This is a genomic window from Candidatus Binatia bacterium (genome assembly GCA_036382395.1).
In the GTDB taxonomy this organism is placed as follows: Bacteria; Desulfobacterota; Binatia; order HRBIN30; family HRBIN30; genus JAGDMS01.
Genome location: DASVHW010000426.1, coordinates 1 through 21112 on the forward strand (window position 1 = coordinate 1; position 21112 = coordinate 21112).

Annotated in this window: 20 protein-coding genes; 12 read left to right on the plus strand and 8 right to left on the minus strand. The window is 65.4% G+C overall.

The window, feature by feature from the left end; all coding sequences use genetic code 11:
* Positions 1–480, minus strand: a 480-nt coding sequence (locus VF515_20975; GenBank protein ID HEX7410101.1) for an isocitrate/isopropylmalate family dehydrogenase, incomplete at its 3' end; no start/stop codon positions are given.
* Positions 481–649: 169 nt separating this feature from the next.
* Between VF515_20975 and VF515_20980 the strand changes: the two genes are divergently transcribed.
* The 6 genes from VF515_20980 to tnpA all read left to right on the plus strand — a co-directional run bounded on the left by VF515_20980 (position 650) and on the right by tnpA (position 5030).
* Positions 650–2023, plus strand: a complete 1374-nt coding sequence (locus VF515_20980; protein ID HEX7410102.1) for a cation:proton antiporter — start codon at positions 650–652, stop codon at positions 2021–2023.
* Between the two features lie 97 nt (positions 2024–2120).
* Complete coding sequence (locus tag VF515_20985) at positions 2121–3128, plus strand: PIG-L family deacetylase (GenBank protein ID HEX7410103.1); 1008 nt, start codon at positions 2121–2123, stop codon at positions 3126–3128.
* A gap of 10 nt (positions 3129–3138) precedes the next feature.
* Positions 3139–3678 carry a DUF488 domain-containing protein gene (locus tag VF515_20990; GenBank protein HEX7410104.1) on the plus strand — a complete coding sequence of 180 codons (540 nt, stop codon included), beginning with the start codon at positions 3139–3141 and terminating at the stop codon, positions 3676–3678.
* A 98-nt stretch (positions 3679–3776) separates the two neighbouring features.
* A complete protein-coding gene (locus VF515_20995) occupies positions 3777–4013 on the plus strand; it encodes a type II toxin-antitoxin system prevent-host-death family antitoxin (GenBank protein HEX7410105.1) in 237 nt (78 codons plus the stop codon).
* Entirely contained in the window at positions 4010–4390 is a 381-nt protein-coding gene (locus VF515_21000; protein HEX7410106.1) for a type II toxin-antitoxin system VapC family toxin, read from the plus strand. Before VF515_20995 ends, VF515_21000 begins: the two co-directional genes overlap by 4 nt.
* Before the next feature lie 208 nt (positions 4391–4598).
* Positions 4599–5030: an IS200/IS605 family transposase gene (tnpA, locus tag VF515_21005; protein HEX7410107.1), complete on the plus strand. Its 432-nt coding sequence runs from the start codon at positions 4599–4601 to the stop codon at positions 5028–5030.
* A 354-nt stretch (positions 5031–5384) separates the two neighbouring features.
* Here tnpA and hemG read toward each other — a convergent pair whose 3' ends face one another.
* The 5 genes from hemG to VF515_21030 all read right to left on the minus strand — a co-directional run bounded on the left by hemG (position 5385) and on the right by VF515_21030 (position 10753).
* Positions 5385–6827: a protoporphyrinogen oxidase gene (gene hemG, locus VF515_21010; protein HEX7410108.1), complete on the minus strand. Its 1443-nt coding sequence runs from the start codon at positions 6825–6827 to the stop codon at positions 5385–5387.
* 3 nt (positions 6828–6830) lie between these two features.
* Positions 6831–7823, minus strand: coding sequence for a ferrochelatase (gene hemH / locus VF515_21015; GenBank protein ID HEX7410109.1), 993 nt, complete (start codon positions 7821–7823; stop codon positions 6831–6833).
* A gap of 28 nt (positions 7824–7851) precedes the next feature.
* Positions 7852–8874: a uroporphyrinogen decarboxylase gene (hemE, locus tag VF515_21020; protein ID HEX7410110.1), complete on the minus strand. Its 1023-nt coding sequence runs from the start codon at positions 8872–8874 to the stop codon at positions 7852–7854.
* Between the two features lie 79 nt (positions 8875–8953).
* Positions 8954–9958, minus strand: a complete 1005-nt coding sequence (locus VF515_21025; GenBank protein ID HEX7410111.1) for an MBL fold metallo-hydrolase — start codon at positions 9956–9958, stop codon at positions 8954–8956.
* A gap of 96 nt (positions 9959–10054) precedes the next feature.
* Positions 10055–10753, minus strand: a complete 699-nt coding sequence (locus tag VF515_21030; GenBank protein HEX7410112.1) for a TetR/AcrR family transcriptional regulator — start codon at positions 10751–10753, stop codon at positions 10055–10057.
* Between the two features lie 115 nt (positions 10754–10868).
* Here VF515_21030 and VF515_21035 point away from each other — a divergent pair, with 115 nt between their 5' ends.
* The 4 genes from VF515_21035 to VF515_21050 all read left to right on the plus strand — a co-directional run bounded on the left by VF515_21035 (position 10869) and on the right by VF515_21050 (position 16408).
* Positions 10869–12608 carry an NAD(P)/FAD-dependent oxidoreductase gene (locus VF515_21035; protein ID HEX7410113.1) on the plus strand — a complete coding sequence of 580 codons (1740 nt, stop codon included), beginning with the start codon at positions 10869–10871 and terminating at the stop codon, positions 12606–12608.
* Positions 12605–14140 carry an NAD(P)/FAD-dependent oxidoreductase gene (locus VF515_21040; GenBank protein HEX7410114.1) on the plus strand — a complete coding sequence of 512 codons (1536 nt, stop codon included), beginning with the start codon at positions 12605–12607 and terminating at the stop codon, positions 14138–14140. Before VF515_21035 ends, VF515_21040 begins: the two co-directional genes overlap by 4 nt.
* Positions 14141–14246: 106 nt before the next feature.
* Entirely contained in the window at positions 14247–15110 is an 864-nt protein-coding gene (locus VF515_21045; protein HEX7410115.1) for an SDR family NAD(P)-dependent oxidoreductase, read from the plus strand.
* 35 nt (positions 15111–15145) lie between these two features.
* Positions 15146–16408 carry a sulfotransferase gene (locus VF515_21050; GenBank protein HEX7410116.1) on the plus strand — a complete coding sequence of 421 codons (1263 nt, stop codon included), beginning with the start codon at positions 15146–15148 and terminating at the stop codon, positions 16406–16408.
* 32 nt (positions 16409–16440) lie between these two features.
* Here the strand turns inward: VF515_21050 and VF515_21055 are convergent, their stop codons facing one another.
* Entirely contained in the window at positions 16441–16905 is a 465-nt protein-coding gene (locus tag VF515_21055; protein ID HEX7410117.1) for a PTS sugar transporter subunit IIA, read from the minus strand.
* A 151-nt stretch (positions 16906–17056) separates the two neighbouring features.
* Between VF515_21055 and ribB the strand changes: the two genes are divergently transcribed.
* Entirely contained in the window at positions 17057–18298 is a 1242-nt protein-coding gene (ribB, locus tag VF515_21060; GenBank protein HEX7410118.1) for a 3,4-dihydroxy-2-butanone-4-phosphate synthase, read from the plus strand.
* A gap of 27 nt (positions 18299–18325) precedes the next feature.
* Here ribB and VF515_21065 read toward each other — a convergent pair whose 3' ends face one another.
* Entirely contained in the window at positions 18326–19177 is an 852-nt protein-coding gene (locus VF515_21065) for a hypothetical protein (protein ID HEX7410119.1), read from the minus strand.
* A 116-nt stretch (positions 19178–19293) separates the two neighbouring features.
* Here VF515_21065 and VF515_21070 point away from each other — a divergent pair, with 116 nt between their 5' ends.
* Positions 19294–21033 carry a cytochrome c biogenesis protein CcdA gene (locus VF515_21070; GenBank protein HEX7410120.1) on the plus strand — a complete coding sequence of 580 codons (1740 nt, stop codon included), beginning with the start codon at positions 19294–19296 and terminating at the stop codon, positions 21031–21033.
* Positions 21034–21112 lie beyond the last annotated feature (79 nt).

Genomic DNA, 21112 nt, shown 5'->3' on the forward strand with positions numbered 1-21112 from the left:
TTCGATACCCACGTAAATGTCCTCGGTGTTCTCGCGGAAGATGACCACGTCGATCAACTCCGGATGACGCACCGGGCTCGGGACGCCGCTGAAGTAACGCACCGGCCGCAGGCAGACGTAGAGGTCCAGGGTTTGTCGCAAGGCCACGTTGAGCGAGCGGATGCCACCGCCGATCGGCGTCGTCAGAGGCCCTTTAATGCCGACCAGATGGTCCCTGAAGGCCGCAATGGTCTCATCGGGCAGCCAGTTGCCTGTCTGATTGAATGCCTTTTCGCCGGCCAGCACTTCCTTCCAAACGATGCTGCGCTTGCCGCCGTAGGCCTTCTGGACCGCGGCATCAAACACCATCTGGCTAGCGCGCCAGATATCCGGGCCGGTGCCGTCGCCTTCGATGAAGGGGATGATCGGATGATCGGGAACCTTGAGTTTCCCGTCCACGCTGCGGATGGATTCACCTGTGTGTGTCTTTGCCTCTGCCATAAGTGATCGCCTCGATCCTGTAGTAGTGACCGCGCCGTCCCGCCAGGGCGGGCGCGCAGCCCGCCGCACCGTATCTCAAATGCGAACCAAAGTGTAGTTGCGCCGAAGCAGCTCCGGAGCTGCGTTTGCTCAGGCCGCCGGGAATCGATAAGCAAGGATCGCTAGCGTAGTGGTAGTGGTTTCCGATCGCGAGGTCGTGGTCTTGAAAGTGATGCTCCCGCCGAAGGGCGTTCTGGCCATCGGGCTGGCCGTCGCCATGTCCGTCGTGACACCTGCGTTTGCCGAGCCTGCGGGTAGTGCGCACGCCAATCCGGTTGCACCAGTCCTGGTCACACTCATCGTTCTCCTGCTCGCCGCCAAATTGGGAGGCGACGTTTTTGAGCGGCTGGGCCAACCGGCAGTTCTTGGCGAGCTTCTGTTCGGGGTGGTGCTGGGGAATCTCAACTTGGTGGGTTACGAGCACCTGACGTATCTCAAGCACGATCAAGCGCTGCAAGTGTTTGCCGAGCTGGGGGTCATCCTCTTGCTCTTCGAGATCGGTCTCGAAACGAACGTACGGGATATGCTTTCCGTCGGGCCGTCGTCGGCGCTCGTTGCCCTCCTGGGCGTGATTGTCCCCATCATTCTCGGTCTCGGTACCAGCTTCATGTTCCATCCGGAGCAATCGATTTACCTGCACGTTTTCATCGGTGCCACCTTGTGCGCGACCAGCGTCGGCGTGACGGCGCGCGTCTTGCGAGATCTCGGTTGCATTCAGAGGCGGGAGTCACGGATCGTGCTGGGCGCGGCGGTGATCGACGATGTGCTGGGGTTGATCGTTCTGGCCACGTTGACCGGCGTCATTGCGGCGGCCCAGGGCGACGGGCCGGGGCTCTCGCTTGGCATGCTGGCGGCCATCGCCGGCAAGGCGCTGGCCTTTGTCTTCGGCGCGGTCACCATCGGTTATTTCCTTTCGCCGCGACTGCTGGCAGTGGCGGCACGTTTTCGGGTACAGGGCATGCTCCTCACGACGGCGCTGTTGATATGCTTCCTGCTCTCGTATCTCGCCGATCGGCTTGGCCTCGCACCCATCGTCGGCGCGTTCGCTGCCGGCCTGATCATCGAGCCACGGCACGCAGAAGTCTTCCGCGAACGCGGTGTGCCCGCGCTGCATCAGCTGTTCAATCCGCTGGTGGCTTTTCTAGCCCCGCTCTTTTTCGTGCGCATGGGGTTGCTGGTCGATCTGCGGGTTCTCGGCGATGTGTCGGTACTGGGATTCGCCGCGGTGCTCACCGCCGCGGCCATCATCGGCAAGCAGGCGTGCGCGCTGGGAGTGCTGGAACATGGCCTCGACCGACTCTCCGTTGGCCTCGGGATGATTCCCCGTGGCGAGGTGGGGTTGATTTTCGCCAACATCGGTGCGGCCATGACACTCAGCGGGGCACCGGTCATCGGTGCAGAGCAGTTGTCCGCCGTGGTGATCATGGTCATGGTCACGACGCTGGTCACGCCGCCGCTGCTGCGTTGGTCGCTGAGCCGCCAAGGCTCAGCTGCCGGTCACTGAAGGGCTTTGGATGCTTGATCGAACCGGTTCGTCGGACACGCCACCACACACGGCAGCACCGTCCCTACGGTTCAAGTGCGTCGGATGGTTGGCGGGGATGTTAGCGGCATTCGCCGGAGTGGGAGTGAGCTTGGCGGCGACCGTTCCGGCTGCTCTCGCTGTGGCTGCGGGCGAACGCCTTCTCGTTGTCGCGCCGCATCCCGATGACGAGACCCTTGGGGCGGGCGGTCTCATCCAGCGCGTCCTTGAGCGTAATGGTACGGTGCGTGTCGTGCTCGTGACGGCCGGTGACGGATACGTCGAGGCGGTGGCGCATGAGACCGGGTTGCCGCGGCCACGGCCATCGCAGTACATCGCTTACGGTGAACGGCGCCTGCGGGAAGCGCGCGCCGCCGTGAGGGAGCTCGGCACCGACCGGATGCGCCTGCAGGTGTTGGGGTTCCCCGACGGCGGGCTCGCATCGCTTCTACACGCGCACTGGCGGCGGACCCACTCGGAGCGTTCGAGCACGACCGGTGTCTCTGAACCGCCCTATCCCGAGGCACTCGACCCCGACGTTGCCTATGATGGCGCCGACCTGCGCCGGGAGTTGCTGCGCCTGGTGCGCGAGACCCATCCCACGATGGTGGCGTTGCCGCATCCGTTCGACAGGCATCCGGACCACCGCGCCACCGGGCTGTTCACGCTCCTAGCCATTGGCGATTGGGCGGGTGAGGCCGCAAAACCGCGGGCGCCGCTCCCGCGCCTGCTGGCCTACCTCGTACACTGGCCTGATTGGCCGCCTGGTTGGAACGCTGCGACACCGCTGCCCGATGCGGCCAAGGCGGCGCTCGAGCTCCCGCCGACTCTCCCGGTGCGCGACGGCACGCGAACGGATCTGGCGCTCTCGGACGCGGAGGTCGCGGCGAAACGTGCCGCCCTCGCCAGGCATGAGAGTCAGCAGGAGCAAACGGCCAGGTTTCTGGCGGCGTTCGTGCGGCATACCGAGCCGTTCGTGCTGCTCACGGCAGCCACGCTTCGGGAAGTCGGGCATATGATCGAGCAATCCGCGGGCACCGAACAGAGCTTGTACAGGCCGCAGGATCGCGGCACGCCGAGCCCCTGAGGTGGTCTTGATGACGCTCTACACTGTCGGCCACTCCAACCGGGCTCTCGATGCGTTCATCGAACTCGTGGAAGCGCACGCAGTGCGGTGTATTGCCGACGTGCGTGCCTTCCCATCCTCCCGCCGCTGGCCGCACTTCAACCGGGAGCCGCTGGCGGCGGCGTTGGGCGCACACGGGGTTGCCTATGAATGGATTCCGCTGCTCGGGGGCCGGCGGCACGGCCTGCCGCGGGCAGATTCGCCGCATACGGCGTGGACCGTCGCGGGCTTCCGTCATTACGCCGATTACATGGACACCGCACAGTTTTCCCAGGGACTCGACCAGTTGCTGGCACTCGCACAGGCGCAACGCACCGCGTGCATGTGCGCCGAGGCGCTCTACTGGCGTTGCCACCGCCGCCTGATCGCCGACGCCGTCGTCGTCCGCGGGCACCAGGTCCTGCACATCGAGAGTTCGACCCGTCTCGTCGAGCATCGCCTGCCCGACTTCGCCCGCATGGTGGAGGGGCGGCTCATCTATAATGGCGGCACGCAGTTGGAGATGGGGTGAGGGGCGGGGCGACAGATCTGACCGCCTCGCCGCAGCGCATTGATTGCACTCAGGACGCCAGATTGACTAATGTTAGCTAAGGCAATATGCGTATGCTTATGGACATGGTGAACGTCCACGAGGCCAAGACGCACCTGTCGCGGCTGCTCGCTCGTGTCTCGCGCGGCGAGGAGATCGTGATCGCCAAAGATGGTCAACCGGTGGCCAAGCTCATCGCGGTCTCAGCGCGTGAACGAAAGCCCGGCCGACTGAAAGGGCGCATCCGCATCGGCAAGGACTTCGACGCGCCTCTGCCGAATGCGATCGCGAAAGCATTCGGCATCAGGACGAAGTGAGGTTGTTGCTGGACACGCACGCGTTCCTGTGGTGGCTCAGCGACGACCGCAAGCTGTCCATAGCAGCGCGCGACGCGATTCGCGATCCGCACGTGATCGTACACGTGAGCGCGGCAAGCATCTGGGAGATCGCCATCAAGGCGAAGCTCGGACGGCTTGGCGTACGAGACGGCGACCTGGCGGCCGAGATTGAGGCGAATGGGTTTGCCGAGTTGGCGATCACCTCGCGTCACGCGCAGAGTGCAGGCGCATTGCCCCGACATCACGATGATCCGTTCGACCGCATGCTCATCGCGCAAGCGCAGATGGAGGATCTGGTCGTCGTCACGCACGACCGCAGGTTTCGTTGCTACGACGTGCAGCTCCTGGCGACATGACGGCGAAGCACCTCGGCCGAGGTGCGGCAGGGGCGCCGGTGAAACGGCCTTCATCGCGGCAGCACGGTGGGACAGCGAGAACACGGTTGAGACAGATGGAACCTACGGTAATACGTGTGAGTCAGGAATGTTGCCCAGCGGTTGAAACCGCGGCTACGAGAAGCGCAAAGTCCGCCTCCGCGGACTCCGCACGGAGAAGGGAGACAGGATGCGTAGCCGCTTCACCCAACTTTACTTGCACAGCGTCTGGGCAACGTGGGACCGGATGCCGTTGCTGGTCCCCGCGATCGAACAGACGGTGTACGCCGCAGTCCTCGCGAAATGTCGTCAACTCGACTGTGAGCCCCTGGCCATCGGTGGCATGGCGGACCACGTGCATCTGTTGGTCCGCTTCCCCACGACGTTGACCGTGGCAGACCTCGTTAAGGAGGTGAAGGGGGCTACTTCGCATCTGGTGACTCACGAAATGCCGGGAGAGCTTTTCAAGTGGCAAGGGTCCTACGGTGCATTCACGGTCAGCAAGGAGTTGGTGCCCCAGCTCAGAGCCTACATAGAAGGCCAGAAACAACATCACGGTAGCGGTGGAATCGTGGAGGAGTGGGAGCGCACCGCCGCCACGGTGAACGGACGATTGAAATGAATCGTGAGGGCCTTGCAAAGTCCGCGGAGGCGGACTTCGTGCCTCTCGTAGCCGCGGTTTCAACCGCCGGGCTACTTATTCTCAGCGGCGATCTCTTCCAAGAAACGCCATTTGCCTCGGCGGCGCAATAAGCTGGGATGATACGCACGAAAACTGAGCGTAGGAAGGCCGCCGTCTACAATCCGGGTCCGCGGAACCACCGAACTGGCGAGCTGGATTCTCAGCCTCGGGCCGTATGTGAAGGTGCTGCGGCCGCTCGATCTGCGGTAGCAGGTCGCCGAGTTGCTGGCGAACGCGGCAGAGATCTACCGCGGGCGGCAGCGGTGAAGACGGCGACCAGCGACGGCCGCCCTGCTAACCTGGGAACAGCCGAGCGAACACCAACTCCGCCGCCAGCTCGCCGCTGTGGATGCAGTCGGGGATGCCGACGCCGCGGTAGGCGTTGCCGGCAACCGCCAGGCCCGGGTGCTGCGCCAGAGACGTATCGATGCGGGCCATGCGTTCGAGATGGCCGACGCGGTACTGCGGCATCGCCTGTGCGTGCCGGTGAATGCGCCTCAGCAGCGGCTCGCTGGTGATGTGAAGCAATTCGCGTAGCTCGCGGCGCACGCTCTCGACCATGGCCGTATCGTCCTGCTCGAACAGGTTCTGCTGCATGGCGCCGCCGACAAAGCAGCGCACCAACGCGTGACCCTCGGGCGCGCGACCCGGGTACTTCATGCTGCTGTACGTGCAGGCTACGATGGAACGTGCTTCCACCAGCGGCACCACGAAGCCGAACCCATCGAGCCTGCCGGGAATGTGGTCATTGCGATATGCCAGGCTCACGGTTGCCGAGGACGCGTACGGGATGCCGCGCAGTTCGTCCGCCAGACGCGGATCGAGGTCGGCCACGAAACGCGCGCTCTGATGCGCCGGGGTAGCCAACACTACCGCATCGGCCTCGACCGTATCGCCTTGGGAGGTCGTAAGTTTCCAGGTTTGTTCTCGCCGCAGCGAGGAGACCGCTGATCCCAGCCGCACCGCGCCTTCCGGCAAGCGTTGCGCCAGCGCATCGACGAGGCTCTGCATGCCGTCGTCGACGCTGACGAACAAGCTCCAGCGCGCGCCGCTCATGGCACGGGCCGCGGCGGGAGCGCGCCGCTGCGCCGTCCACATCGCCCAGATCACGCTGCGCGACTTGCGTTCCATCTCCAGAAAGCGCGGCATGGTGGCGGCCAGGCTCAGATCGTCCGGGTCCGCCGTGTAGATGCCGCCGACCAGCGGCTGCGCCACGCGTTCCAACGCCTGGCGGCCGAGCCGGCGGCTTACGAAAGAACCCAGGCTCTCATCGCTGCGTTGCGGGCCACGCGGTAGCAACAGGTCCATCGCCATGCGCAACTTGCCGGGCCAGGTAAACAGGCGCGTCACCACCAGCGGCCAGAACTGCGTCGGGGCCAGTAGCAAGAATCCATCCGGCAGCGAATGCAGCCTGCCGTTGTGCACCACGTAAGTGCGCCGGTTCTCGTCCCGTGTCCGCACCAGCCGCGGCGTGAAGCCGATGCGCTCGCAGAGCTTGATCCCCCAGGGCTTCTCCGAGATGAACGAATCCGGGCCCGCCTCGATGACGAAGCCGTCCGTACGTTCGGTGCCGATGGCGCCCCCGAGACGCCGGCCCGCATCGAGAAGCGTCAGCTGCATCGGTTGCTGGCGCTCGCGCTGGCGTTCGCGGCTCAGCTCCATCAGTCGGTGCGCGGCAGCCAGACCGGCAATGCCGCCACCAACAACCGCAATGCGTCGTGTGTGTTCGCTTGCCATGCGCTACGAATGCGTGTGAGTCGGGGAGGCAATTCGTCGCCGGACGACATCCGCGAGCATGCGGATGAATGCCGGGTGGTCGCTCACCGTGGCCGCGCGCACGAAACGGATCCCGACCTGCTCCGCGATCTGCCGGGCCTCGATGTCCAGGTCGTACAGCACCTCGACATGATCGCAAACAAAACCGATCGGCGCCACGACCACGTCGCGGCAGCCCTCACCGACGAGTTGCCGAATGACCTCATTGATATCCGGCCCCAGCCACGGTTCACGTGGACTGCCGCTACGGCTCTGGTAGGCAATCGACCAGCGGGTGTGACCGAGCCGTTCCACTACCAAGCGCGCAGACTCGGCTATCTGCTCCACGTATGGCGAGGCTGCCGCCATGGCAGTGGGCACGCTGTGCGCGGTAAATAGCACCAGCACCGACGCTCGACGCTCCGCGGGAATCTCTTTCAACGCCGCGCTGACGTTATCGCTGGCTGCTTCAATGAACGAGGGATGGGCGTGCCATTCGTCCACGTAGTCGATCTGCGGTGCTCCTGCTCCCACCTGCTCTCGCGCCGCCGTGACCTCACGCTCGTAGCGTCCCCAGCTCGCATCCGTCTGCTGTGGCGCCATGATCACACCGACCGCTCGGCGCACACCGTCGTCCATCATGCGTTGCAGCGTCTCGTACAGGTACGGCGTCCAGCAGCGCATGCCAACGTAGACCGGCAGCGCCTGGCCCTCTGCCCGTAACCGCGCTTCGAGCCCCCGCGCCTGGAGGAAGGTGAGTTCGTTGAACGGTGACTTTCCGCCAATGCGCGCGTAATGATGCACCACGATTTCGATACGTTCCGGTGGAACGGGGCGCCCGCGCAAGACGTTGTCCAGGAACGGCCGCACCTCGCTCATGTTGGTCGGGCCCCCGAAGCCGATGAGGAGGACGGCGTCGTAGGAACCCGGGGCCGGAGATTGGGCACTGGGGGCTGGGCTTTCAGGCTCCTCATGCATTGCCAGCCGCTAGCCTCCAGTCTCGGAACTACCTGCTGCTGAGCTCGTGCACCATGTCGACCAAGGCGATGGCATGATCGACCGGCGTATCGGGAAGAATCCCGTGCCCGAGATTGAAGATGTGGCCACGATGACCGCGTGCCTGCTCCAGAATGCGCTTGGTGCGGTTACGAATTTCGTCCAGCGGCGCGAACAGCACTACGGGGTCGAGATTCCCTTGCACGCCGACATCATAACCGACTTGCCGCCAGCCGGTGTCCAGATCGATGCGCCAATCGAGCCCGATCACATCGCCACCACCCTCACGCATCAGTTCCAGCAAGCCACAGGTGCCGGTCCCAAAGTGAATCACCGGGACACCTGGTGTGATACCGCCGATGAGGGTGCGCATGTGCGGTAGAACGAACTGCCGATAGTCGTCCGGCGCCAGGCACCCGACCCAGCTATCGAAGAGTTGGACCGCATCCGCGCCCGCCGCGATCTGGGCGTTGAGATAGCCGACTACGGCGGTGGTCAATCGGCGCAGTAACGCGTGCCAGGCCTCGGGCTCGCGGTACATCATTGATTTGGTGTGCACGTAATTGCGCGACCCGCCGCCCTCGATGACATAGGATGCGAGCGTAAATGGGGCGCCGGAAAAACCAATCAGCGGCACCTTCAGAGCGGCTTTGGCCTTGCGTACGGCGTCGTAGACGAACGACACAGCGGCCGGCGCGTCGACATCCGGCATCCGCGCCACGTCCGCCGAGCTGCGCACGGGATTATGCAAGACCGGCCCGTCGCCTTTAGAGAACTCGAGCCCCACGCCCATGGGTTCGACGATCAGCAGGATATCCGCGAAAATGATGGCGGCATCGACCCCGAGGCGTTCCACCGCCGTCACCGTAACCTCCGCTGCCGCGTCCGCATCTTTGCACAGATCGAGGAAGCTGTACTGTTCACGCACCGCGCGGTACTCGGGCATGTAGCGGCCCGCTTGCCGCATCAACCAGATGGGCGTGAAAGATGTCGGTTCGCGACGGCAGGCTTTGAGAAAGGGAGCGTCGTTCAAGATTGCCAGTAGCTACGTCAGGGCCAGCCGTAGGTCAAGTAACGGGTCAGTTCGAGGCCATTCCCTCGTACGGTCGACCTCACCAGTCGCGACTTTCCCCGACGTTCAGTGTCCAGGCCCGATCGCTTCCGAAGCCACGTCGCGCTGCGGCACGCCGGAAGCGGCGTGGCGGTTCGCTGGGCGGCTCCTCGGTGAGATCGAAGGTGCCGTAGTGCATCGCCACGACGCGATGGGCGCCGAGATCCACAGCCGCCTGGATCGCTTCTTCCGGATTGAGATGGACGAAGTGCATGATGGAGCGTGGCCGATAGGCGCCGATGGGAAGGGCGGCAAGATCGATCGGCCCCAGTCGCTTGCCGATCTCAGCGAAGCCCGCGAAGTAGCCGCTATCGCCGGCGTGATAGAAGCGGCGCGTTGGGCCGGCGACAACCCAGCCAGCCCACAGCCGCTGGTTGGCGCCGCCGACGGCGGAGCGCCCCGAAAAGTGTTGGGCCGGTACGCAGGATACACGCACGCGGCCCATCTGCGCGTCTTGCCACCAATCGAGCTCGACCGCTTGTCCGCCGGCGCTCCGCACCAACTCACCCATCCCCAGCGGCACGATGAAACGTGCGCCACGCTTGGCCAGGGCTTCGATCGACGGAACGTCGGTATGGTCGTAGTGGTCGTGGGAGAGGAGCACGAAGTCGATCGGCGGCAATTCCTCCAGCGGCACGCCCGGTGGCACGAGCCGCTTCGGACCGGCAAAGGCAATCGGGCTGGCCCGCTCGGAGAAGATCGGGTCGGTGAGAAACGTGACGCCATCCATCCGCACCAGCATCGTCGAGTGGCCGATCCACGTGACACTCGGGTTACGTTCCATGGCCTGGCGGTCGAACGGCACCAGGCGCGCCCCGCCGGGCGGCGACACCATCGACCTCCAGGTCTTGCGCAGGAAGAAGCCGAGCATGGTGCGAAACCCGGGCAGGTCCCGCGGGCCCACCAGATTCACGAAGCGGTCTCCGTCCCGCGGCGCACCGGCTTTGGCCATGGCGGGTACCATAGCAGAAAAGAGGATGATGAGAGTTGCCAGGGTTACTCGCATACGCCTGGCGTATCCTAGGAGCAGCGCATCGAGTCAGCAACCAGGCCGTCAGCCATGGCCGGCTAGACAAGTATCTTCCACGGCGCCAGCCGGGAATCAGGTCTTGCCCTCCGACCAGCCGGCGCGTGGTCGTCGTGAAGGTCTCGGTCCGTCCGCCGCGAAGGCCTGCAACAGGGCACTGACCCCGCGCGTGGTGGCGCGCGCCGCTTCCTCACGGCTGAGGACGCCGCTGTACCACTGCTCGAGCGCGGCGCGGCCGGCGGCAACGATCATGGCGGTAACGACGGCGGCCTCGCGCGCGCTGGCACCGATGGTCTCGGCGATGCGCGGCCGCTGGGGGTCCACCAGCCGGTTCTGGATCTTCTGCCCGAGCCGCGCCACCTCGCGGTCGGGGCCCTTCGAGTCGAGCACGTGCCACGGCCCGGCGCCCTTTGCCTCGATCGTGTCGCACACCGCTTCGACGAACATCCGCGTCGCCTCATCGAGGTTGCGGGGGATGCTGCGCCAGGCCCCTTGGCCCAAGCGCCGCGTGAGATCATCCGCGAAGTCTTCCAGCACCGCCATGATGAGCGCCTGCCGGCTGGGGAAGAAGCGGTACACCAGCTGTCGCGTGACGCCGGCGGCGGCCGCGACCTCGGGGAAGTGCACCGCGTCGACCCCGCGCCTGGTCATCAAGTCTGCGGCCACCTGCAGCAGATGGCGGCGGCGCTCGTCCGGCGAGAGACGCTGTCGCGGGGCGGGAGCGCTGATCCGCCGCCGTGCCCGTGTCCTCGCTCGCGTCTTCGTGGTTGACATATGTCTCTTAGTAATTTACCATCTGTAACATAAGGACTGGGGGTTCCGCAATGGCGATGCAGCGGAGGGTCTATGCCCTGGTTTGTCCGCAGCGGCGCGGCATAGGAATGGAAACGTGAAAGACTACGACGTCATTGTCATCGGCGGCGGCATCAACGGCCTCACCGCCGCCGCCTATCTCGCCAAGGCCGGGCTCTCCGTCGGCGTGTTCGAGGCACGCGGTCAGTGCGGCGCGCACTGTGACACGGTGGAGCTCGGGTTGCCCGGCTTTCTCCACAACACGCACGCCGCCTGGCTCGTACCCGCCTTGAGCCCGGCGATGGCCGACCTCGAGCTCGAGCAGTTCGGCCTGGAGCTGCGGGGGACGGACGTCCTCTTTGCCAAGACGTTCCGCGACGGCACGAACCTCGTGCAGGGCCTTGATCCGTCCGTGACGCAGGCAAGCGTGGCGCGTGCCTCCGAGCGCGACGCCGCGGTCCAAGGGCGCATCGCCCAGTACCTGATGGAGCACACCCCCGAGGCGCTGGGGCTCGGCCAGCAGATCATCTTCGGCGCGCCCAGCGCCGATCTCTTCCGCCGCCGCGCCGCCTTTCACGACGGCCTCCTGAAGGCCATCGGCGCGCCGATGAGCGGCGAGGACGTGCAGCGGATGAATGGCTTCGAAGTGCTGGAGAGGTTGTATGAAACCGAAGCGGTTCGTACGCTGCCCGCCGCCTTAGGCGAGTACACCGGGCAGTGGCCGCTGCACCGGGGCATGGGGACGCAGGGCATGGATCTCGCCGGCATGGCGCCCACGGCCGTGCACACCGCCCGCGGCGGATCGCACGCGCTCACCCACGCGCTGGTGAAGTGCCTCGTGTCCCACGGCGGCGAGATCTGGACGACATGCCCGGTCGACCGGATCCTGGTCCGCGAGGGACGTGCTGGCGGCATCCGCCTCTCACCGGACGCGCTGCTGCCGGGCGAGGAGATCAGCGCGCCGACGGTGATCTCGAACATCACGCTGGTTCCAACCTTCGTCCACCTCCTGGGCGCCGAGGCGATCGGCAGCGACTGGATCGAGAAGATCAAGCGGTTCAACTACGACGACCCGCAGCTGATCGCCGTCTACTACGCGCTCAGAGGCGATATCGAGTTCGCCTCGGCGGCGTACGACCCGGCCATCCAACGCGCCTGGGTCGGCTATTTCGGCGGAGAAACCCTGGCGGAGATCCGCGCCGGGATGGCCGATTGTCTCGCCGGGAAGATTCCCGACGAGATGATGGGCGGCTGGTTCCTCCCCACGCGCGCCGACCCCAGCCAGGCCCCGCCCGGCTGCCACACGCTGCTCGCCTGGGTGAGCATGCCACCGTGCCCACAGACCTGGCGTGGACGGAAGCTGCGTGGCTGGGATGCCTGGCGCGAGGTCGCGGACCCCCTCGCCGATGCCATCACCGAGCGCCTGGAGCAATACGCCCCCGGCTTGCAGGACCTGATCCTCGAACGGCACACGAATACCCCGTTCGATCAGGAGCACAACAACCCCTCGGCCATCCGCGGCAACATGATCGGCGGCAGCGCCATACCCGAGCAGTACGGCGCGAACCGCCCGCTGCCCGGTATTATCACCAAGGGCGTCTCGCGCACCTTCCTGCCCGGACTCTACCTGTCGAACTCCACGTACCCGTACGGCGCCACCCATCTCGCCAGCGGATACCTGGCGGCGTGTGAGGTGGCCGAGGACGCGGGTTGCCGCGAGGCGCCGTGGTGGCGGGCTGAGCCGTTTCTCTGGTTCCTGGAGAACATGTGGAGCATCCCGATGAACCTCGGCGTAGGCACCAGCGGCGCACGAGGAGCGGCGGAGGGGCGGCGATGACGACCACCGGCAGGTACGACGCGATCGTGATCGGCGGCGGGCCGAACGGCCTGGTCTGCGCCGCGTACCTGGCCCGGGCGGGGCAGAAGGTTCTTCTGCTCGAGCGCCGTCACGAGACGGGTGGCGGACTGAACACCGACGAGTACCACGGCTTCCGGCTGAACCTCCACGCCATCTACCACATGATGGGCGAGCGCATGCCCGCGCATCGGGATCTCGATCTGCCCGGCTTCGGACTGCGATACATTTATCCACCCGTCGTGGCCGCCTTCCCGTTTCGCGATGGGAGGTCCCTGATCTTCGCCCGCGACCCGCATGAGACGGCGGGCTCGATCGAGGAGTTCAGTCCGCAGGACGCCGTGGCCTTCATGCGGATGTGGGACGAGTTCCAGCCCATGCTGGAGCAGTACCTGATTCCGATGACGTATCAGTTGCCCGAGGGGGCGCTGGATCAGCTCAGCCAGTTCGGCGCGACCCCGGTCGGCGCGCGCCTGGCTGAGATCTCGGAGCTCAGCTGCATCGAAATGCTCGACGCCTACGGGTTCACCGACCCGCGCGTGCGCCTGGCGTTGCTGTCGTTCCCCGCCATGTGGGGTCTGCATCTCGAAGACCCGCTGGGATTTCTGTATCCGCTGTACCTGTGCCGGATGCTGTCGGCTGGGCTCGTCAAGGGCGGGTCGCACCGTCTCTCGTCGGCGATCTACCGCGCCTTCTTGCGCCGCGGCGGCACGGTGCTCGAGCAGTGCGAAGCCACGCGCATCGTCATGGAGAACGGCGTCGCCGTCGGCGTCCAGGTCGCCGGCGGCCCGCGGTTTGCTGCGCGTGCGATCATCTCGACGTTGAACCCGGAGCAAACCTTTTTGCAGCTCGTGGGCGAGCCAGCGCTCCCCGGCAACCTGCGTGACGCGGTACAGTCGTGGCAGTGGGAGGATCGGACGATGTTCGGCCTCCACCTCGGCGTGCGCGGGGATATCGCGCACCGGAGTAGAGATCCCAGAGTGAATGACGCGATGATCGTGTTCTGCGGTCTGGAAACCGAGGACGATCTGCGCGCCCACCTGCGCCGTGTCGACGCCGGCGAAGAGCCCGAATGTCAGTGGCTCCACGTCACGGTTCCGACTCGGTTCGATGCAACCATGGCCCCGCCGGGCCATCAGTTGCTGCGCGCTGAGGCGGTGGTGCAATACGGCGCGTCGTGGAAGACGGCGGGCAACGCCTTCGGCGACAGTTGCATCAAGCTGCTGCAGCAGTACACCGACCTCGGCGAGATCGTCTTGCGCCGGCAGCACACCCCGCTGGACATCGAGGCGAAGCTCACCACGATGAAGCGGGGTTCCATCAAGCACGGTGCCTATACGACACTGCAGCTGGGCTATCTGCGACCGAACGAGTTGTGCTCGCGCAGTGAGACGCCGATCCCGGGCCTGTTCGTAGGCGGCGCATCGGTGTACCCCGGCGGCATGATCCTCGGCGGCCCCGGCTTTCTCGCGGCCGGCGTGGTCCGGAACTTCCTCGCGGCCGGCCTGCCGTAGATCCCGGCCCGTCGCCGCGGTACGACCGCGTTCATTTCCGGCGCGCCTAGCGCTTGTGCTAGCCCTGGACCCGCCGAGATCGACACGGCGAAGGAGAACATCAGCAATGACAGAGAACTCGGTGTTCATCACGGGCGCGGCGACGGGAATTGGCATGGCGATCGCCAAGAGGCTCGATCGGCTCGGGTGGACGGTGTTCGCCGGGGTCAACAAGACGGCGCCGACGGAATTGCTGCGCGGAGTCAGCGCTCGCTTGACCGTCATCGGCGTGAATGTCGCCGATGACGAGCAGGTCAAGCGAGCGGCGGAGACCGTTGGTCAGGCTGTGGGCGGGCGTGGGCTCAAGCTGCTCATCAACAACGCGGCCATGACCGGCGCCGGCGGTCCGGTCGAGACCGTGAACATCGCGGACTTCAAGTATCTGATGGAAGTGAACTTCTGGGGACCGCTTCGCGTCACGCAGGCGTTCTTGCCCCTGCTGCGCCAGTACGGCCACGCCCGCATCATCATGGTGACCTCGGCGTCGTTGTACCTCACCATTCCGATGGGCTGCAGTTACCCGGTTTCGAAGCACGCGCTCGCCGCGCTCACGGACCACCTGCGCATGGAAATGGCCCCCTTCGATATTGAAGTGACGGCGCTGGAACCGGGCGGAGTGGAAACCCCGATGACGGCATTTCGATCGGAAGAGGAGACGGCACTGTGGAACGCCATCCCGCCTCCGCTGCGGCAGCAGTACGATGCCGCGTTCACATACCCGGGGAAGGGGCTACAAGAAGGATTCGAATTCGAATCGCCAGAAACGTACGCCGAGAAGGTATACCAGCGGATCATCAGCGCCAGGACGCTCAAGCCGCGCTATACGCTCGGCAAGGGCGTGGCGGTGCTGCCGTGGATGCATCGCCTGCTCTCACGGCGCGCACTGGAGAAAGTTTTCCGAAGGCTGATGCGGGTGAAAGCACGCGCCTGAGCGGTGCGAGCCGCGGGGCGTACTGAGGAGGAGTCATGACAGACGAACGACCGGCGAGGGTCCGCATCGAGGATTTCGCCAACCCACAGTTTTCCCCGGAGATGGCGCAGCTGCGCGCCTCGGTCGCGCCCCTCGCCGACCAACTACGCCTGGAGGTGGATGTGCTGCTCGCCGACGCGGCGGCGCAGACCGGGCTCGACGACTTCGGCGCCCCCGATTTCAAGGAGCGGCTCGGGGCGCTTCTCAACGGGCTGCGGGAGGAGGCGGGTCTGTCACCCTTCGGCGTGGTGACCAGCTACACGCAAGTGCTGCAGCTACTGAAAAACCGGCTGCTGATCCAGGACCTGCTCAAGCGGCATCCCGAGATCCACGAGGTGCGCATCGAGCGGCCGATCATCATCGGCGGGCTGCCCCGCACCGGAACCACGCATCTGCACAACCTGATGTCGACCGACCCGGGGCTGCGCTCGCTGCCCTACTGGGAGAGCCTCGAACCAGTGCTGGCGGAGTCGGAGCGTCCCGCCCCCGGCGCGCCGGACCCGCGCCTCGCCCGTACGGCGGCCGGGCTGGACGTGCTGGATGCCATGCTGCCCTATTTCAAGCGCATGCACGAGATGACCGTCGAGCACGCGCACGAGGAGATCCAGCTCCTGGCCATCGACTTCTCGACCATGCTGTTCGAAACCATGGCGGTCATGCCGACCTGGTTGGACTACTACCGAGCCCACGACCAGACGCCGCACTACGCCTACCTGAAGACCGTGCTTCAGGTGCTGCAGTGGCTGCGCGGCGGTAGACGCTGGGTATTGAAGTCGCCGCAGCATCTCGAGCAGTTCGGCCCGCTGCAGACGGTGTTCCCCGACGCCACCTTCGTGGTGACCCACCGTGATCCGGTCGCCGTGACGGCCTCGATGGTGACCATGGCGGCTTACTGCGCCCGCATGTACGTCGAACGGCCTGACCCGCTCGCCTTCGGCCGGCACTGGTCGGCGCGCATCGTGGACCTGCTCTCCGCCTGCGTCCGCGATCGCCACCTGCTGCCCGCCGAGGGCTCGATCGACGTCCGCTTCCACGAGTTCATGGCCGACGACTTCGCCATGGTGCAGCGGATTTACACGCTTGCCGGCCAGCCGATGACCGCGGATGCCCGCACGGCCATGGACGCCTTTATGGCTGCGCACCCGCGCGGCAAGTACGGCGCCGTCGTCTACGACCTCACCACCTTCGGGCTCGACCCCGGCGAGCGCCGCGCGGCGTTGCGTTTCTACGTCGACCGCTTTGGCGTGAAGGACGAGTGATGAGCGACCTTTTGACAGCGGCGGCTGGGCGCCTATTCGTTTGTGCGGATCAAGTGCTGCACCTCTTCTGGCGTCGCGGCGTTGCGTACGCTCTGGCGAAAACGAGCCGACTGCAACAGCATCGACAAGCTGGCGAGGAAGTTGAGATGTTCTCCGGCGGACGCGGGTGACGACAGCACCATCACCACGATCGAGATCGGCAGGCCGTTGCCTGCTTGGTATACCGCCTGCGGTGAGACCGCCATGGCCGCCAGGATACTGCTGATGCCCTCCAGACGCGCGTGGGGTATGCTGACGCCGATGTCGACCATCGCCGTGCTCGCCATGGCTTCACGCTCGTGAATGCGTTGGACGGCCTCGGGCGCCAAATGACTGGGTAAGCGGCCCGATGCAACCAGCCGTTCCACCAGGCCGCTGATCGTCTCACCGAAATCCTCCCAGGCCGGACGGACCATCACGCTTCCGGCCACCAATGCCTCGCTGACGCGAATTACCATACCTGCGCTTTCCTTACCGTGTCGGCAGCCTGGATGGGAAGTGCTGGCTGCAACCGCCTGGCTCATATGCCCGCATCTGGCGGACGGCAAGCCCCCGGAGCCAGCAAAACGCTTTTGCGGAGGCGTCCACGGCGCGCTATAAGTTTGGAGCATGTTCACGACCTTTCGCCGGCCGCCGAAGCGACCCCGGCTAATCAGCCCCATTGAAGACGCCATCGCCGACATCCGCAACGGCAAGATGGTCATCCTCATGGACGACGAGAGTCGTGAGAACGAGGGCGATCTCTGCCTGGCGGCAGAGAAGGTGACGCCTGAGGCCATCAACTTCATGGCCAAGTACGGGCGCGGCCTCATCTGCCTGACCCTGACCGAAGAGCGCATCCACGAGCTCGGCCTCAACATGATGGTGGCGGAGAACCGCGCGCCGCTGGGTACGGCGTTCACCGTGTCCATCGATGCGCGGCACGGCATCACCCATGGCATCTCGGCCCCTGATCGGGCGACGACGATTCTCGCTGCGATTGACGGCCGCACGCGCCCCAGCGACCTGGTGATTCCCGGCCATGTCTTTCCCCTGCGGGCACGCCGTGGCGGCGTTCTCGTGCGCACCGGTCAGACGGAAGGCTCGGTCGATCTCTCGCGGCTGGCCGGCCTGAAGGCGGCCGGGGTCATTTGCGAGATCATGAAAGAGGACGGCAGCATGGCGCGGCTGCCGGACCTGCAACGCTTTGCCGCCACCCATGGACTGAGAATCTGCACGGTGGCCGATCTCGTCCACTATCGGCTGCGCTGCGACTCGTTGGTGCATCGTGTCGCCGAAGCGCGCCTCAACAGCCGCTACGGCGGCGAGTTCCGCATCTTCGTCTACCACACCGATGTGGATGACGGCGAGCATGTGGTGCTGCTGAAAGGCGACATCCGCCCCGACGAGCCTGTCCTGGTGCGGGCGCACGCTGAGTTCCTGCCTGGGGATGTCTTCCGCATGGCAGAGCGAAACACCGCGGCCTTGTTGCACGAAGCCATGCGGGTCATCGCCCGGGAAGGCAAAGGCGTGGTGCTGTATCTGCGCCGTGAAGGGCGGGGCCCCGAGATTCTGGAATCTTCCGGCAAGCCGGGCGGGTCGCAGCGCCAAGCGGCACGCACGCCGAGCACGGACCCGGTGACACGGCAGCGTGATTTTCGTGAGTACGGTATCGGCGCGCAAATCTTGCGCGATGTGGGTGTCGGCAAGATACGGCTGTTGAGCAATTCCCCGCGCAACCTCGTCAGTCTGCCGGGTTACGGGCTCGAGATCCTCGACTGCGTCCCGCTGCGACTGGACACCCCGCGCAAGTCGGCACGCAAGGCCAGCCAGACGCGGCCGCAGCGCACCCGCACCGTGCGCCCCGGCTAGCCCCGGGCGAGGCCATCCAAAGCCGTCCTACTCTTGGTTGAAAAGCTTGCTCGGCTCGAAGGTGTAGATGAACCCGGCGCGGGCGCCAACGTCTTCACTGCCGGCGATCAGGCCAACGCTGGCGCCCAGGTAGAGCGTGCCGGCGCCCCGCTGCGCTTGCAGTCCCGCTCGGAATGCCGACTGCGCGTTGTCGTTATGGGTGAATGCCAGCCCGACGAGCTCACCAACTAATCTCACGGTGACGGAACCGGCCTCGACAAGACCGAGCGGCTGCGAGGCCACCGCCACATCATAGTGGAAGGTATCGTCTTGCCCCCCGGCTTTGAACGCATTGCTGTTCGGAATGGTAGGTCCGGAGTTGCCGAGCAGAAGGATTCCCAGGTTGACGTGGGCGGTCACTGGCCCCAGATTCTTGGAGGCCAATACGTCGGCTCCGAAATCGGTATCGTCGGTGCCCAGACGGTCGTTGCGGTTGGCGTCTGGCAGCTTCGCGCCGAAGCGGATGCCGAAAGCGGGAAGCCTCTCTCCCTCGTGCGCCAGGCGCACCTTGGTGAACATGCGCAGGTCACCCGAACCAAACTGCCGGTTGGTCTTGCCGTTGGTGGCTTCCTCATTCAGATAAAGCGTCTCGTAGCTCGCTTGAATCTCCGCCCATCCGCCGGCTCCCATGTGAAAGCTGAACTGCGGAATCGCAACGAGGTCTTGCCGCCGCAACGCCCCGGGCGGCGTGAACGGCGGGAAGCGCAGATTCCTGAAATACTCCACGCCCACAACGGCCTCGGCAATGCCGTGAGGAAGCGTGTCCACCTGCTCGGCAGCCAGCGGCAGGAGCGAATAGCCGCGGGCGGCGGCCGGGAACCAGGCGCCGAGAAGCGCCATGGCCCCCGTCACCGTCCAGTATCTCCAAGAGAATCGCCAGCACATTGCCATCGTTGGACTTTCGCCTACTCTGCGGCAGAATTGCAAGAGTCGAGCTCGTATGCTTGCATTTCGTTGTGCGTCCAGCGCATCGGGTAATCGTCGCGCTCATCTTCATCGTGAGTACTGCGAGCGGTGTCGCGGCAAGGGATCGGGTTACGTTGCGCCTCCTGCTTGACAGCGAGGAGGCGGTGCGTGGCGGCCAGACCGGCCTGGAAATCCTCCCCGAAATCGAGCCGGGCTGGCACATCAACGCGCACCAGCCAACGGAGCCATACCTGATACCCACCGAGGTGCGATTGACTCTGCCACTAGGCGTCTCCACCGACACGTTGACCTATCCACTCCCGGATCGGAAGCCGTTCGCGTTCGCCCAAGGCAAGGAGCTTCTGGTGTACGAAGGGCGGCCGGGCGTCCGCACGGCGCTGAACGTCCCGGCGGATTTCGATGGCGCACGTCTCCGCATCGAAGCCGCCTTACGCTACCAGGCCTGCAACAATGTCACGTGCCTGCCACCGGCGACGGTCTCGGCCGAACTCGTCGTGCCGGTAAGTGCGACCGTTGCGGCACCACGAGCGACGCCGGTGGCGAGGACGATACCGGAGCAGACCGAAGCCGTCTTCGATGCGGGCACCTGGCTTGCGCGTCACGGTCTCGGGACCACCCTGCTGCTGGTTGCGCTGCTGGGTTTGGGCCTGAACCTGACGCCGTGCGTGTATCCGTTGATTTCGGTCACCGTCGCGTATTTCGGCTCACAAGGCCGGCGCCGCGATGCGCACGTGGCGGCGCTGGCGGCGATCTACGTGCTGGGAATCACGCTCAGCTTCTCCCTGGCCGGCGTGGCCGCCTCGCTGTCGGGCGGCCTATTCGGAGCGGCGCTGCAGAAGCCGCCCGTGCTCTTCTTCATCGCAGCGGTTTTGGTCGCGCTGGCGTTGAGTTCCTTCGGCCTCTACCAGCTGCAGCCACCGGCGTGGGCCCTGCGCCGCGTGAGCGGCTCGGTGCACGGCGCCTTCGGAGCCTTCTTCATGGGACTGACGATGGGGGTTGTCGCGGCACCATGCGTTGGGCCGGTCGTGCTGGGGTTGCTGCTCTTCGTTGGCAGCCGGCAGGACGGATTGTTGGGTTTCGAACTGTTTGCCGCGCTTGGCCTGGGCATGGGACTGCCGTATCTGGCCCTCGCCATGGCGGCGGGATCGATCAAAGCCTTGCCGCGCTCGGGCGAATGGCTGGTGTGGGTCGAGCGAGTCTTTGGTGTCGTGCTGCTGGCTCTGGCAGCATACTTGGTAGAGCCGCTGCTGCCGAAGACCATCAGCCGCTTCTTGCTTCCTGGGCTGGCCGCCGCCGGCGGCATCCACCTGGGCTTCATCGACCGGTCTGGCCTGGGCATGCGCTACTTCCCATCGTTCAAGCGACTCACGGGCATTGCTGCGGTTGTCATCGCGGCCTGGGCCGTGATGCCGCAGCGTCCTGAAAGCGCGATTTCCTGGCAGCCGTTCGAAGCCGCGAGCCTGGAGGGGGCACGCAACAGCGGCAGGCCCGCGGTCGTCGATTTTCTCGCCGATTGGTGCGTCCCGTGCCGGGAAATGGACCATACAACATTTCGCGATTCCCAAGTGCGGCAGCAAGCCGAACGCTTCGCCATGTTCAAAGCCGACATCACCCAGGATTCGGAGGGGACAGACGAAATCGTCGGTCGCTACCGCGTACGCGGTGTACCGACCGTGCTTGTGTTCGACAGCTCCGGACGCGAGGTGCAGCGGCTGATCGGCTATATCGGGCCCGAGGAAATGGCGAAGGCCATGCATGGCGTGCAGTGAGCGCCCTTGGCTTGTGGCGCAAGCCGCGCTACACTGCCACCGTAGTGAATGACCCGTCGTCGCCCGCCGGCAGTTCTCC

What these genes read in the sequence shown, in the direction of transcription:
- VF515_21050 (HEX7410116.1), top strand. Translation starts at nt 15,146, where the DNA reads ATGACAGACGAACGACCGGCGAGGGTCCGCATCGAGGATTTCGCCAAC.
- hemG (HEX7410108.1), bottom strand. Translation starts at nt 6,827, where the DNA reads ATGGCAAGCGAACACACACGACGCATTGCGGTTGTTGGTGGCGGCATT.
- VF515_21055 (HEX7410117.1), bottom strand. Translation starts at nt 16,905, where the DNA reads ATGGTAATTCGCGTCAGCGAGGCATTGGTGGCCGGAAGCGTGATGGTC.
- ribB (HEX7410118.1), top strand. Translation starts at nt 17,057, where the DNA reads ATGTTCACGACCTTTCGCCGGCCGCCGAAGCGACCCCGGCTAATCAGC.
- VF515_21025 (HEX7410111.1), bottom strand. Translation starts at nt 9,958, where the DNA reads ATGCGAGTAACCCTGGCAACTCTCATCATCCTCTTTTCTGCTATGGTA.
- VF515_20985 (HEX7410103.1), top strand. Translation starts at nt 2,121, where the DNA reads ATGTTAGCGGCATTCGCCGGAGTGGGAGTGAGCTTGGCGGCGACCGTT.
- VF515_21030 (HEX7410112.1), bottom strand. Translation starts at nt 10,753, where the DNA reads ATGTCAACCACGAAGACGCGAGCGAGGACACGGGCACGGCGGCGGATC.
- VF515_20990 (HEX7410104.1), top strand. Translation starts at nt 3,139, where the DNA reads ATGACGCTCTACACTGTCGGCCACTCCAACCGGGCTCTCGATGCGTTC.
- VF515_21045 (HEX7410115.1), top strand. Translation starts at nt 14,247, where the DNA reads ATGACAGAGAACTCGGTGTTCATCACGGGCGCGGCGACGGGAATTGGC.
- VF515_21065 (HEX7410119.1), bottom strand. Translation starts at nt 19,177, where the DNA reads ATGGCGCTTCTCGGCGCCTGGTTCCCGGCCGCCGCCCGCGGCTATTCG.
- hemH (HEX7410109.1), bottom strand. Translation starts at nt 7,823, where the DNA reads ATGCATGAGGAGCCTGAAAGCCCAGCCCCCAGTGCCCAATCTCCGGCC.
- tnpA (HEX7410107.1), top strand. Translation starts at nt 4,599, where the DNA reads ATGCGTAGCCGCTTCACCCAACTTTACTTGCACAGCGTCTGGGCAACG.
- VF515_21040 (HEX7410114.1), top strand. Translation starts at nt 12,605, where the DNA reads ATGACGACCACCGGCAGGTACGACGCGATCGTGATCGGCGGCGGGCCG.
- VF515_20995 (HEX7410105.1), top strand. Translation starts at nt 3,777, where the DNA reads ATGGACATGGTGAACGTCCACGAGGCCAAGACGCACCTGTCGCGGCTG.